This is a genomic window from Aquimarina pacifica, from assembly GCF_000520955.1.
Lineage (GTDB): Bacteria > Bacteroidota > Bacteroidia > Flavobacteriales > Flavobacteriaceae > Aquimarina > Aquimarina pacifica.
Genome location: NZ_JACC01000068.1, coordinates 1 through 13,888, shown reverse-complemented (window position 1 = coordinate 13,888; position 13,888 = coordinate 1). Strand labels below are relative to the sequence as shown.

Genomic DNA, 13,888 nt, shown 5'->3' with positions numbered 1-13,888 from the left:
GGATCTAATGTAGACACTGCTAATGATGGCCCTGATAATGACGGGGATGGTATTTGTGATACAGGAGATACCGATGATGATAATGATGGTGTATCTGATACCGATGAAGCAACAAACGGAACTGATCCTAACGATCCATCAGAATGTGGAGATAGCGATGCTGATGGATGTGATGATTGCTCGGCAACAGCAAATACTGACTTTACTGCAGGATCTAATGTAGACACTGCTAATGATGGACCCGATAATGACGGAGATGGTATTTGTGATACAGGAGATACCGATGATGATAATGACGGAAACCCGGATATTACCGATCCAAATCCTTTGGTACCGATAACTAGAGACGATCTGGTATCAATCATCGAAAACACTACAGGTAGTGTAAATATTCTAAGTAATGATGATTTTTTACCAGGTCCCAATACTACTATTACAGACCTAGGAACGGGAACTGCTTCAGGAATCGTATTTTTTGATCCGAGCACGGGTATTATGCAATATACACCAGTAGCAGGAGAAGAAGGAACAGCAGTAACTGTTGTATATCAAGTATGTCACTCCTCTTTAACTGCTATTATTTGCGAAAATGCGACAGTTACAATAACTGTTCAGACCGATACCGACGATGACGGAATTCCTGATGTAACGGATACAGATGATGATAATGATGGAAATCCGGATACCACAGACCCAAACCCTCTAATTGCAAATACTGAAAATGATACGCTTACAGTAATTGATGGCACTATCGGAATAATAGATATACTAGATAATGATGATTTTATACCCGGGCCAAATATTTCTATTATTGATACAGGAGCGGGAACCGCATCGGGTAATATTACATTTGACAACCTTACAGGAGAAATGAGCTATGCACCAGCATCTGATGAAGATGGACTAACCGTTCTTGTCGAATATCAAGTATGTAATAATAATGTAAGTCCTGCAGTTTGCGAAACAGCTTTGGTTACAATCATTGTGGTAAAAGATGATGCAGACAATGATGGTATTCCTAATTCAATAGATCTCGATGATGATAACGATGGCATTCCTGATTCTGTAGAACAAGGAGATACACCCGATTTGGATACAGACAATGATGGTATTATTGATAGTTTAGATCTAGATGCTGATGGAGATGGAGTTTCTGATTTGATTGAATCAGGGCATCAAGGAATAGATGCAAATAATGATGGGCAACTTGATGGCCCTTATGGTTCAGATGGGATAGCTGATAGTGTACAAAGTACTCCTGATAATGGTACTATTAACTATACTCCTATCGATACAGATGGTGATGGAATTGATGATTACCAAGATATAGATGATGATGGAGATGGTATTAATACAGAAGACGAATCTACTGGAGCTATTGAAGGAGTTACTACTGATGCAGATGGTGATGGTATCCCTGATTATTTGGATCCAAATAATGCCGATACTACAGTAGATGATGACCTTGAAGTTTTTAACGTAGTTACACCCAATGGAGATGGAGATCATGATGTGTTATCAATAAGAAATATAGAAAAATTCCCTTCCAATGAAATTCAAATTTTTAATCGTTGGGGAGTAGTCGTTTATAAGGCCATTGGTTATGGAGTTAATGGAGAATATTTTAGAGGAGAATCAAATGGAAGAACTACAATCAGTAAAGATAAAATGCTACCTGTAGGAACGTACTTCTATATTTTAACTTATAAAACAGAAACAGGAGAAACCAAACAACGATCTGATTACCTATATATTAATAGATAAAACCGATTTAATTAGAATAAGACAATTTTTAGTAAAAAAACACACCTCTGAAGATGAAAAAAATTTATATACTCTTACTACTAATCCTATCTGGTTTTTGTAATGAAGTTATTGGACAGCAAGATGCTCAATATACCCAATACATGTATAATACGATAAGCGTAAACCCCGCGTACGCAGGCTCAAGAGATGCTGTAAGTATAACTGGAATACATAGAAATCAATGGGTTGGTCTTGGTGGAGCTCCTTCTACACAAACACTCAATATACACTCGCCTACGGGGAAAAAGAAGAAGGTTGGATTAGGTATGTCTATTATTAATGATAAAATTGGACCTACTCAAGAAACGTATTTTGATATTTCTTTTTCATATACTATACGAACATCTGATATAGGACAATTGGCCTTTGGTGTAAAAGGAGGGGCTCATTTGTTAAATGTGAATTTTGATGACCTCAACCAATACACAAATACAGATGCTTTATTAGAGAATAATATTGATAATAAATTTTCTCCTAATATGGGAATTGGATTATATTATCATACAGAAAAATTATACCTAGGTGCCTCGGCACCAAACTTACTAGAGACGCAACATTTTAATGAATCTAATACCGACAATACGGCTGCTTCATTTTTAGCAGAAGAACGAATTAACCTTTATCTCATAGGAGGTTACGTTTTTGATGTGAACGAATCATTAAAGTTTAAACCAGCAGCACTAATCAAAGGTGTTGCAGGAGCACCTCTGCAAGTAGATGTTTCTGCCAATTTTTTAATTTCAGACAAGCTTAATTTAGGACTAGCATATCGATGGAGTGCTGCAATAAGTGCTTTAGCAGGATTTCAGATTTCTAATTCTATGATGCTTGGTTTTGCATACGATTGGGAAACTACAGCGCTTGGAAATACAGAGTTTAATGCTGGATCCTATGAATTCTTTTTAAGGTATGAGATTTTCAAAGACAAAAAAATACTGTACCCAAGATTCTTTTAAACCAAAACCTAATGTCAATTGCAATGAATATATTCTTAAAAATAATATCAGCATCAATATCTCTCTTCGTTATTTCGAATTCGGTTTCGGCACAAGAAAGCACCCTAATTAAAGCGAATGATGAGTATGAAAATTTTAGATATATAGATGCTATCAGTTCTTACAAAAACATTATTAATTCTGGGAATGGTACCATAGAAGTGTATCAAAAATTAGGGAATTGCCACTATTATAATGCGAACCTCTCTGAAGCTGCTAAGTTTTATGAAAAAATGTGGAGTAAAAAAGAAGAAATAGAACTTAAAAAAGAAAAGCTAATTAATAAAAGTGACACTGCGACTATACAAAAACTAACCACCCACTTTGACTACGACATCCCTGTCGAATATTACTTTAGAACAGCACAAGCATATAAATTTGTAGGTGACTATAAGAAAGCAGATAATCTGATGCTCATGCTTCAAAAAAAGAGTAAAACCGATAGCAGAGCAAGACGTTTCATAGAAAATCCTGAATACTTAAAAGACATTGCTAAACAGTCAGGGCGCTATCGTATTGAAAATTATGCTCAGAATTCTATATTTACCGACTTTGCCCCTTCTTTTTATGAAAAAAGTATTGTTTTTTCCTCAGCTAGAAAAGACGGAGCTTTTTCTGGTCAAAAGAATGAGTGGACAAAACAATCTTATTTAGATCTTTTTCAATCTTTCGGTGATAGCCTTTCATATGCATTGGGGTTATCAAAACAAATCAATACAAGGCTTCACGAATCCACTTCATCATTTAGCAAAGGCGGAAAAATCGTTTATTTTACTCGTAATAACTTCTCTAAATCCAAAATACAAACAGATTCTACTGGAGTAAGTAGGTTAAAAATTTTTAAAGCGACTATCAATGAAAAGAAAAAATGGCATACTATAAAAGAAGTCCCTTTTAACAGTGATCAATATTCTGTAGCACATCCTGCACTCAATCGAGATAACACAAAACTTTATTTTGCTTCTGATATGCCAGGCGGATATGGCATGTCGGACTTATATGTAGTAGACATCTATAACGACGGTAGTTTTGGTGAACCCAAAAACTTAGGCCCCGATATAAATACAGAAGGAAGAGAAACGTTTCCATTTATTAGTAATAATGACGTATTATATTTTGCTTCGGATGGTCATCTAGGACTTGGTGGATTGGACATATTTACGTTTAATTTTAATGAAGAAAAAGAAGACAATAAAGTATATAATGTCGGAGAACCTATTAATAGCACTGCTGATGACATCACCTTTATTATAAATGATGAAACCAAAAAAGGCTATTTTGCATCTAACCGAGAAGGGGGTCGTGGAGATGATGATATTTATAGTTTTATAGAAACTACTCCCTTACTTACCAAATGTGAAGGTAGTTTAGAAATCATAGTTCTAGATATTAATTCTGGAGATGTTCTACAAAATGCTGGTATAGAAATCAAAGATAAAAATGGAGAAGTAGTTCAAGCGGGCAGAACTAATGAAAGAGGGACTTTTATAATCAATGTTGATTGTGATGATAAGGAATATCTGGTCGCTATCGAAAAAGAAAACTATAATTCTGATTCTAAAAAAGTTACTATTACTAGGGAAAAACCCAACGGCGTCGAAAAAATATCTCTAAAAAACAATCTTCCTGCAAAGGGGATTGATTTAGCAAAAACTTTAGATCTAAAACCCATATATTTTGCTTCTAACAAAGCTTTAATTCTTGGCGAAACCGCCAAAGAATTGGATAAAATAGTCGCATATATGAAAGAATATCTACCTATTAAAATAGAAATAGGTTCACATACAGATAGTAGAGGAAGTGATGCCTATAATCTAAAATTATCTCAAAAAAGAGCTATTTCTACTGCAAACTATATTATCAGCAAAGGTATTGACCCCTCTAGGGTAAAAAGTAGAGGGTACGGTGAAACTGTATTGATCAACAAATGCAGTAATGGAGTAAAATGCAGTAAAGAAGATCACGGTAAAAATAGACGCAGTGAGTTTATTGTCATCAGTAATGAGTAGTAGCATTATTTTGCATCTTACCTCTCGAATAGATAGTAGTTACATTACCAAAATATACGAAACCAGTTTATAGATTAAAAGCAACTATATCATTACATACGAACAATGCACTTTTTGTATTTAGAGTTTCTATATGCTAATAAAATTGTCTTCGACAATAACATCAACTTCGCCTGAAACCAACAAATCATATCCTGTGGCATTATGCATTCCTTTCACGTAAAAAATAAATAAAAAACTAAGAGCGCCTGTATCCTTGTTATAATCAAAATTAGCAATATTAAAATCTGTAATATTTGATGATGACGTATTAATAGAACCATTGATTTCAAAAAAAGTAAAATCATCAAAAATTAAAGCGTACTCATGAATATTAAAATAAAAAGACGTAAACTCTTGGTTCGGGGTTCCTAGATCAACAGCAGTTAAACCAAAATTAACAAAGGGTTCCTGATATCTTTCTTTAGGAACTTTCAAAAAACGCTCCATATCAAAAGTTATCTTTTTATCTTCTGTAAAAGCAGTATTAAAAAGATTCGTGGTGTTCTCTTTAATAAATTTAAATTCCTCGGTTTTTTTAAAAAACTCATCATTAGATTGTATTCCTTCAAAAGTAATTTTTATGCTTCCGAATTTTGTGAGTTCATCCAAATCTTCAGTACTATACTCATCCGTCTCTTTGGCAAAATATGCCTCATCAAATATAGAGTCGTTAGAATTTTCACAATTTGAAAAAACAAATACCAATATCCCTATCATCACGATGCCTACAAAAATGCTCCTCATTGTTTTCATTTTAAAAAGTGTTTAAAAAAGTGTTTACAATAACCAATATCACAAATATCAGATTTTTAAGCACTTACACAAAAACAAAGTATGTGATTGAGAAATTTCAAGGATAAAGAGGAAAAAAAAGCTGTAAAGGGAAAAAACACATATGCCTTTTTATGATAGAATTATTGAAAAGAACAAAACAAAACGAATCTACTTACCAAACCTAAGTCTTTTATTGAACCTGTATGACATATGTGATAATCCAACCTACATCAAATAACAAATGAAAAACCTGTTAATCACTTTGCGATCAACAGGTTTTTAAAAATACAAGTAGGTAAGTATAATTTCTTACAAGCCAATAGTTGCTCCGCTCTACTTATCAGATTGATTACAAAAGAATAAAAACATCAGAATCTGATATATCTTCTAAAACCACTACAGCAACTTGACCTGAGATAGAAAGATCATTCCCCGAATCATTAGTCTCAGCATCTATGATAAAAGAAAATGAAAATGTTAATTCATTCGTAGCATCATCAAAGTTAAAATTCGTGATCTCAATATCTGTACCGTTGAGCAACTCAGGATTATTATCAAAATCATCAGATACTTTTAATACCCCGAAGTCATCAAAAATAATATGATACGAATTAATAATCAGTGCAAATTCAAATTCTGGTGTCTCCAGATCTGGATTGTTAACATTAAGCTCGAATTGAATATTTGAACTTTCAGATTCGTCATCAGGAGTACTTAGAAAACGAGCTAATTTAAAAGAAAGGCTCGAACTATCGTCATCTGCAGTTACAGAGTTATGATCCTTAAGTGCCTGTGCATCAATTGCAGTAAATTCAAATACGGTAGTATCGGTAAATGCTTCTCCCGTATCACTTCTTGTTCCTTCGGCGGTAATTGTAACTCCGCCAAACTCTGTCAATTCTTCAAAACCAAGACCATCCTCTCCATCGATACCATCAATGCCATCAACACCATCAATACCGTCTATACCATCAAGGCCATCAGGACCCGTAACACCATCTTCTCCTTCACAATTTGTAAGAAACATTCCGAGACAACATATTAAAAGTGTCTTATAGAGATTCTTTATATTTAATTTTTTCATCTTTTATACTTTTTATTAATTAAAATTGGTAACCCTTATTCTTCTATCAATATCTCTTCAAAAACGACTGCGTTTACTTGTCCAGATATAGCAACCTCATGGCCCGAGGTATTATTATCTGCAGGAATATCTGCGGTAAAAGAAAATGTAATTGCATTCGTTGTGCTATCAAAACTAAAATCTGTCACGGCTACATTTGACAATTCTGGAATTTGATTATCACCAATATTGCTGAAATCAAAAAAGGTAAGATCATCTGCAATGACGGCATATCTAAAAATCTGTAAATTCAACTCGAAGGTCTGGTCAGCTGATCCAGGATTCGTAACCGATAATTGTGTAATAATAGCAGAAGATTGAAGATTGTCATCAGGAGCACTTAAAAGTCTCCCTATTGTAAAAAGTAACGTAGACCCTGATTCCTCTGACTCAATAGGGACTACCGAATTTGCAAAGGGTACTACATTAGAAGACTGAGGCATAAATCGAAATACATCTGTAGCTGTAAATGCCTTATTATCTGGTCTTGTTCCTGCCAATTGAATTGATATATCACCAAATTCTACAAGTTCATCAAAACCTTCCCCATTAACCCCGTCAATACCATTTGTACCGTCAGTACCATCAATACCATTAAGACCGTCTTGCCCCGCAGGACCAATATCGCCATCTTCTACTGAGCAACTTGCAATTAGCAATCCTAAACCGTATATAAACAGTATTTTAAATACCCTATTGCTTCTAAAATTTTTCATCTTTTATGTTTTAATTCTGTTGTTTATTTTTTTATTCATTCCCTATACTGGTTACCACAATAACATCAACTTCTCCTGAAATAGATATATCATTACCCGTAGTATTGTTCTCCCCATCAACCTGAAAATCAAATAAAAACGTAAGTGCATTCGTTTGATTATCAAAATTAAAACCAGTAATCTCAAAATCAGAAACTGAGGGGTCAGTACTCTCAAAAAAACCACTAAATGCTAAAAAGTCTAAATCGTCAAAAATCAAAGCATAATCAATAATATCCAAATCAAATACGAATGCCTGATTTTGCTCTCCGACATTAGTTGCCGAGAGATTAATAAATGCGATCGACCCTTGAAATGAATCATCAGGAGTGCTTAGAGACCTTTCGATGGTAAAGAATAGATCTGTACCGTTTTCACTAACTGCATTTGTAATTTCTAAATCATCGCTGGCCGTAAACTTAAACTCATTTGTTATTGTAAAAGGAATATCATCAGGACGTGTTCCTTCTAATGTGAGGTTTATGCTTCCGAATTGGGCAAGTTCATCAAATGCGATTCCATTTTGTCCATCGATACCATTGACTCCGTCAATACCATTAATACCATCTACTCCATCAATCCCATCTGAACCCGGAGCCCCAATTTCTCCGTCTTCGCAATTCGCAAATAATAGTCCAAATACCCCAATACATGCAATTCTTAAAAAAATGCTTTTTGTTGTTTTCATTATAAAATATTTAAGTTATATGATGAGGCAAATAACCATATATCAAACGTCTACATAAAATAAAAATAAGTGACAAAGAAAAAACTGGAGTTGAAGAGGAAAAAAAGAAGTTGAAATAACAGCGTAATTAGCAACTAATTTTGGAGCTTCTAGTTTTTTTTAGAATTGTGAATATCTATTCAAAGTATCAGTAGTAAAAACCGTTTTTTAAAATCTATATTTGGCATCCAATAAAAAAAAGATATGAATACTACGTGGTACGAATGCAAAGTAAAATATAGAAAGCTAGATGATACAGGTGCGCAAAAAATGGTAACCGAGCCCTATTTGGTTGATGCCTTATCGTATACCGAAGCTGAAACAAGAATCAATGAAGAAATGTCTGCCTATATAAGTGAAGAGTTTAAAATTACCAATATTAAAATTGCAAACTTTGCAGAAATACATCCATTTGATAATTCTGATCGCTGGTTTAAATCAAAAGTTTCTTTGATTGCTTTTGATGAAGAAAGCGGTAAGGAAAGAAAATCAAATATGTATCTATTAGTACAGGCAAATGATGTAAAAGAGGCTTTTGACAATACTACACATGTGATGAAAGAGTCTATGGGCGATTATACCATACCTGCAATTGCAGAATCCCCGATTATGGATGTTTTCCCTTACTTTACAGGTGAAGAAGAACAATTAGAAAAATTCAGGCCTTTAAAAGAAACTACTAATGCTACTGAAGCTGTAGAAGAAAATACAGAAACTGTGTTGAAACAAGATACGATTGAAGAACAAGAAGAAGTATCTCAAGACACTGTACATTCGATAGACTAAACACTATCGAGAATATTTTAGTATTGTACAATTTACCTCCGGTTTCCCAACTAAACTATTATAGTTAAATAAAGTAAGGGGACCGGTTTGTAGTTTTTTAGAGAAAATGGTCTTAGTTAGCTAATATTTCAGAAAGTTGATCAACATTTAGGTATTGAAAATATCTAGCCTTGGCCTCAAAATTTTTATCCATAAAGACAAATGCGGGGAGTGAAAAAGGTTTGTTTTTTCTACTTGCCATTAATAAAGGAATCTGATGTATTGGGTTTTTTCGATGTTGTCGTTCGTTTACAAATTTTTGATTACCAAAAACAATCGTATCGTTACTCTCAATATTCATTTTTACAGCATAATACTCACGATTTATTAGCTTTATAATCTTCCTATCTGTAAAAATTTCCTTTTCCATTCGTATACAAGGCACACACCAATCGGCATAAAAATCGATAAAAACTTTCTTAGGAGCAATTCTTAAAGAATCTTCTACTTGCTCAAAGTTAAGCCAATGCACGGTTTCTTTAGTTTGCGAAAAAACAATATTTCCAAAAACAAAAAAGGAAAAAACAAGAGCAATAGTTTTCATAACCTATAATGATTTAATTCGTAGTCCTACAAAAAATGTACGAGGAGCACTGGGACCATATACGTAATTACTATCTCTATTTTTTCCAATGTCAAAATCGTCCTGATAGCTATTGGTTATATTTTTAACCCCAGTAAATATTTCAAGACCTGTTTCTACTTTAGGAAGATCGAATGTATACCCTACGCGTAGACTTACCTCTGTAAATGAAGGAGTCTTGTAATATTCATCAATATCTTGACCCGAGCCTTCTGCCGCAAAATGAGCTATATCCATAGGGCCCGTATATACCAAATTGGCACTAGCACTTATCTTTTTTGTAGGTGTATATGTAAATGTAGCATACCCATATGTATTGGGAGTTCTCAAAAATTCTCGTTTAGGTTCTAAACCTTCAATATTCTCTACGGGATCATCGAACAAACTAGATTGTATCGTAAAACCTGTATCTACCTGAAAAACATAATCAAAATTAGCCCTTCCTTCTAACGTAATTCCCTTTACCGTAGCTCCGGTTCCATTTCTTTTTTCGAATCGTTCTCCAAACTCATCTTCCCCTAACGGAAACTGAAAAAATGCATCATCTAAATGTGTATAAAACCCCTCTACTGTAAAACCAGCAATAAAATGCTCCATTGCTTTATCATAATTAATAGAAGCCGTAAAACTATTAGAACGTTCTTCTTTTAAGTCATCTGACAATGAAATTCTTGAGATTCCTCCTCCTGCGAACGCAATATGCAGATCCGTATCAAATGCCTGTGGTGCTCGAAAACCTGTCCCCCAACCTAATCGAAATTGTGTCGTTTCTTCTAATTTATAAAGTAACGAAAGACGTGGACTAAATATAGGCGTGTCTACCAAATTATGTTTATCTATACGAAAACCTGAAAGAAAATTTAGATGCTCAGTAATATCCCAATCGTTTTGAACAAAAAACCCTAAGTTTTTGGTGGTTTGGTCAATCAAATAATTGTAAGATTCAATTTCATCATATACATCATCATACATATACTCTACCCCACCAGTTACTACTGTTGTCCCTCCTAAGAAACTATCAAATTTATGATTGTATTGAGTCCCTCCTTGATGTGTTACCACTTCAGAAATTCCGTATGGTGGATCTTCAAAGAACTGTTGTTGTTCCTCTTGTTCATCAGGAATAATACCTGTATAATGATCACGATCTGTTTGTTGTGCGCCATAATATAAGATAAATGAGCTCTTATCCTCATTAAAATTTACCTGGTAATCAAGACTACCTATAAGAACATTGTGTGTACGCTCTTCACTCTGTTCTGTTAAGTACGCTGCTTTTTCAACCATTTCACCACCATAGCGATACTCATTAATACTACTTATACTTAGTTCTAATTTAGAATTTTCTGTTGGAAGATAAAATGCATTCATACCAAAAGAATTATTTTTTAACTCAGGCAATTCAGAAAAATTATCGCCATTTACATCATAGGTTTCGCGATCACGATGGCTTACAAAAAACGTCGCTCCTGCATTGTAAGATTCATTAACCACGGTTGCATTTCCATTAAGTATATGATCACTGGTGCCTTCTATATCCTGAAAAGTATAAGTAATATCATAGGCATCTTTCTTCGGTATTTTGGTAATAACATTGACGGTACCACCAATAGCGCTAGAACCATACAAAGCCGAAACTCCCCCGCGAACTACCTCAATTCGCTCAATCATGTTCACAGGAATTTGCTCTAAACCATATAAGCCCGTAAGCGGACTAAAAACGGGACGCCCATTAATCAAAATTTGAGAATATCCTCCCTGAAGTCCGTTCATGCGCAATTGTGTATAATTGCACGTTTGGCAATCAGTCTCTACTCTAAGTCCCGGTTGAAATCTTAATCCTTCAGAAAGATTTGCTGCAACAACCTTGTCTAGTGTTTCACTATTAATTAGGTTAACAATTACTGGTGAATCTGTTCTTCGTTTTTCTGTTCGTGTTCCCGTTACTACAACTTCGTCAAGAGAATGTTTACTTTCTGATAAATCAAAATTTACCTCCTGAGTAACTCCTACGTTCGGCCCAATTGTTTTTCTCATCGACTGATACCCTTGAGACTGAGCAATAATAATAACTTCACCTACAGGTACTTCGAGTGTGTATGAACCATTCTTATCTGCACTGACTCCATTAGTGGTTCCCGCAACATAAATACTAGCAAAAGAAACAGGAATACCATCAGAAGTTACTTTGCCGTAAATAGTTGTCAATCTATCTTGAGCAGAGGCAAAAACTGTAGCAAAAAATAGAATATATAATAATCTCATCTCTATAAATAGTCAAAAAAAAAGGCTTGTATAACAAAATATTTAGGCAAACCTAAACATTATATTTTAAAATAAAAAATGTATTTTTACCCTTTAATAAAAATTTATGTTTACCCAATCCGAAGAAAACTATCTCAAAGCGATATTTCACTTACAACAGGAAGCCGAAAAAGGTGTTTCGACCAGTAAGTTGTCTGCACTACTTGAAACAAAAGCATCATCTATTACAGAAATGGTTAAAAAATTAGCCGAAAAAAATCTTGTAAACTATCAAAAATATTATGGTGTCGAATTGACTGATACAGGAAGAAAACAAGCTTTGATTATTATCAGAAAACATCGTTTATGGGAATGTTTTTTGGTAGAACAATTAGATTTTAAATGGGATGAAGTACACGAAGTTGCAGAACAGTTAGAACATATAAAAAGTGAAAAACTCATTGATGCTATTGATAGGTTACTAGGACACCCAAAAACAGATCCACATGGTGATCCTATACCGGACAAAGATGGTAATTTCACTAAAAAAAACACCTCTCTATTATCCGAATGTCGAGTAGGTTCTATAGGAATTATAGTGGGAGTAAAAGACTCCTCTCCTTCTTTTCTGCAGTACCTTGATAAACAATGCATCGCTCTTGGCACCAAATTCAATCTTAGGCATAAAGAGCCATTTGACAATGCATTAGAAATAACCGTAAATGACCAGGTAATAAAGGTATCGCATAAAATGGCATCTAATCTATATGTCGATATAGGATATACGTCTTAATACATTTGCTTTTTCCTTAACTAATCCAAGATTGAGCCCTCGTTACTAAACCTTTTTAAATACCCTGAACTACTTGTATTTTAAATGGTAAACTATACTCTTTTAGTAAGCCTGCCCTACTGTTTTTTGATTCCTTAAATAACATTTTTTTACAATATTATTTAAGGAAAAGGTACCAGAACAAAAAAACCGCACCTAAAAACTAAGTACGGTTTTTTATTTTTACTCAATAGCTACTTATTATTTTGATATAACAATACGTCCTGTTAGCGTTTTATTGTCCAAACGAATTTTATAGAAATAAATGCCAGAAGGCAAACTACCATCTTCATTAAAATTCACGATATATTTTGTATTCGCTTTCATCCCATTCTCTAAAATAGTTTTATATGTCACTCCTGTAAGCGTATAAAAACTAATAACAGCATTTCCTTCTAACGTACTTCTAAAAGAAATAGTTACTTTACCTACAGATGGATTTGGATACGCAACAGCATCTAATTGAAGTCTTGTTTTCAGATCAACATCCTCTGATTGTATACTAAGGTCTAGATTCTTTCCTTCACAAATAGAACTAACAATTACTCTTTGCTCTTCTGTACAACCATTAATTACATTAACTGCCTCAACAGTATAAACTCCTGCTGCACTTACGAAAACCGGATTTTGTTCTTCAGGAAAACCTGTCCAATTAAAAATTACATCAGAAAAAGAAGAACTTGCCATCAATGTAACCACTCCCTGATCACATGTATTTGAAACCTCTATATCAGGAATTTCAAAATCTTCCAATATGATAATCGTATCTTCTGTAAAACATCCTGTCGCTGGGTTCGTAACACGTACACTGTATTGCCCTGGTTGACTAATTGTTATTGGATTGACACCCACCGAAAAATCCGACCAACTAAACACTGCGTTAGAAATATTTGAGGTTGCTTCTAAAATAAGGCTAGAAACAGCACAATCAAGAATACCATTATTATCAGCAGCGATAGAAACTCCAGGAACCGTTTGATCCTCACTAATCACAATCGAATCTTCTGTAAAACATCCGGTCGCAGGGTTTGTTACACGAACAGTATAGACGCCCGCTTCTGTAATTGTAATTGGATTAACGTCCGCCGAAAAACCAGACCAACTAAATGTTGCATCAACAAGATCCGAAGTCGCTGTGATATCCAAACTTGTCGCAGCGCAAGTTAGTTCTCC

12 protein-coding genes are annotated in these 13,888 nt (G+C 34.3%); 5 read left to right on the top strand and 7 right to left on the bottom strand.

Annotated elements, in window-relative coordinates:
* From DZ60_RS0121525 to DZ60_RS0121515, 3 genes are all read left to right on the top strand, one after another.
* On the top strand, positions 1 to 1,764 hold a 1,764-nt coding region (locus DZ60_RS0121525), incomplete at its 5' end, for a gliding motility-associated C-terminal domain-containing protein (protein WP_025744082.1).
* Positions 1,765 to 1,817: 53 nt separating this feature from the next.
* Positions 1,818 to 2,762, top strand: a complete 945-nt coding sequence (locus tag DZ60_RS0121520; RefSeq protein WP_025744081.1) for a PorP/SprF family type IX secretion system membrane protein — start codon at positions 1,818 to 1,820, stop codon at positions 2,760 to 2,762.
* Between the two features lie 23 nt (positions 2,763 to 2,785).
* Positions 2,786 to 4,810: an OmpA family protein gene (locus tag DZ60_RS0121515; RefSeq protein ID WP_025744080.1), complete on the top strand. Its 2,025-nt coding sequence runs from the start codon at positions 2,786 to 2,788 to the stop codon at positions 4,808 to 4,810.
* A gap of 129 nt (positions 4,811 to 4,939) precedes the next feature.
* Here the strand turns inward: DZ60_RS0121515 and DZ60_RS0121510 are convergent, their stop codons facing one another.
* From DZ60_RS0121510 to DZ60_RS0121495, 4 genes are all read right to left on the bottom strand, one after another.
* A complete protein-coding gene (locus DZ60_RS0121510; RefSeq protein WP_025744079.1) occupies positions 4,940 to 5,605 on the bottom strand; it encodes a hypothetical protein in 666 nt (221 codons plus the stop codon).
* 370 nt (positions 5,606 to 5,975) lie between these two features.
* Positions 5,976 to 6,710 carry a hypothetical protein gene (locus tag DZ60_RS0121505; RefSeq protein ID WP_025744078.1) on the bottom strand — a complete coding sequence of 245 codons (735 nt, stop codon included), beginning with the start codon at positions 6,708 to 6,710 and terminating at the stop codon, positions 5,976 to 5,978.
* A gap of 35 nt (positions 6,711 to 6,745) precedes the next feature.
* Complete coding sequence (locus DZ60_RS0121500; RefSeq protein WP_025744077.1) at positions 6,746 to 7,465, bottom strand: hypothetical protein; 720 nt, start codon at positions 7,463 to 7,465, stop codon at positions 6,746 to 6,748.
* Positions 7,466 to 7,496: 31 nt separating this feature from the next.
* Positions 7,497 to 8,192: a hypothetical protein gene (locus DZ60_RS0121495; RefSeq protein ID WP_025744076.1), complete on the bottom strand. Its 696-nt coding sequence runs from the start codon at positions 8,190 to 8,192 to the stop codon at positions 7,497 to 7,499.
* 243 nt (positions 8,193 to 8,435) lie between these two features.
* Between DZ60_RS0121495 and DZ60_RS0121490 the strand changes: the two genes are divergently transcribed.
* Positions 8,436 to 9,017: a DUF4494 domain-containing protein gene (locus tag DZ60_RS0121490; RefSeq protein WP_025744075.1), complete on the top strand. Its 582-nt coding sequence runs from the start codon at positions 8,436 to 8,438 to the stop codon at positions 9,015 to 9,017.
* Positions 9,018 to 9,129: 112 nt separating this feature from the next.
* On the opposite strand, the gene DZ60_RS0121485 is transcribed toward DZ60_RS0121490, so the two are convergent.
* Positions 9,130 to 9,600, bottom strand: coding sequence for a thioredoxin family protein (locus DZ60_RS0121485; RefSeq protein ID WP_025744074.1), 471 nt, complete (start codon positions 9,598 to 9,600; stop codon positions 9,130 to 9,132).
* Positions 9,601 to 9,603: 3 nt separating this feature from the next.
* Complete coding sequence (locus DZ60_RS0121480; protein WP_025744073.1) at positions 9,604 to 11,904, bottom strand: TonB-dependent receptor; 2,301 nt, start codon at positions 11,902 to 11,904, stop codon at positions 9,604 to 9,606.
* Positions 11,905 to 12,010: 106 nt separating this feature from the next.
* On the opposite strand from DZ60_RS0121480, the gene DZ60_RS0121475 reads away from it, so the two are divergent.
* Entirely contained in the window at positions 12,011 to 12,676 is a 666-nt protein-coding gene (locus DZ60_RS0121475) for a metal-dependent transcriptional regulator (RefSeq protein WP_025744072.1), read from the top strand.
* A 240-nt stretch (positions 12,677 to 12,916) separates the two neighbouring features.
* Here DZ60_RS0121475 and DZ60_RS23635 read toward each other — a convergent pair.
* Positions 12,917 to 13,888 (bottom strand): T9SS type A sorting domain-containing protein (locus DZ60_RS23635; RefSeq protein WP_034230327.1); only part of this gene is annotated, 972 nt, incomplete at its 5' end.

Coding starts and splice junctions, on each gene's coding strand:
- DZ60_RS0121520 (WP_025744081.1), top strand. CDS start 1,818: ATGAAAAAAATTTATATACTCTTACTACTAATCCTATCTGGTTTTTGT.
- DZ60_RS0121515 (WP_025744080.1), top strand. CDS start 2,786: ATGAATATATTCTTAAAAATAATATCAGCATCAATATCTCTCTTCGTT.
- DZ60_RS0121510 (WP_025744079.1), bottom strand. CDS start 5,605: ATGAAAACAATGAGGAGCATTTTTGTAGGCATCGTGATGATAGGGATA.
- DZ60_RS0121505 (WP_025744078.1), bottom strand. CDS start 6,710: ATGAAAAAATTAAATATAAAGAATCTCTATAAGACACTTTTAATATGT.
- DZ60_RS0121500 (WP_025744077.1), bottom strand. CDS start 7,465: ATGAAAAATTTTAGAAGCAATAGGGTATTTAAAATACTGTTTATATAC.
- DZ60_RS0121495 (WP_025744076.1), bottom strand. CDS start 8,192: ATGAAAACAACAAAAAGCATTTTTTTAAGAATTGCATGTATTGGGGTA.
- DZ60_RS0121490 (WP_025744075.1), top strand. CDS start 8,436: ATGAATACTACGTGGTACGAATGCAAAGTAAAATATAGAAAGCTAGAT.
- DZ60_RS0121485 (WP_025744074.1), bottom strand. CDS start 9,600: ATGAAAACTATTGCTCTTGTTTTTTCCTTTTTTGTTTTTGGAAATATT.
- DZ60_RS0121480 (WP_025744073.1), bottom strand. CDS start 11,904: ATGAGATTATTATATATTCTATTTTTTGCTACAGTTTTTGCCTCTGCT.
- DZ60_RS0121475 (WP_025744072.1), top strand. CDS start 12,011: ATGTTTACCCAATCCGAAGAAAACTATCTCAAAGCGATATTTCACTTA.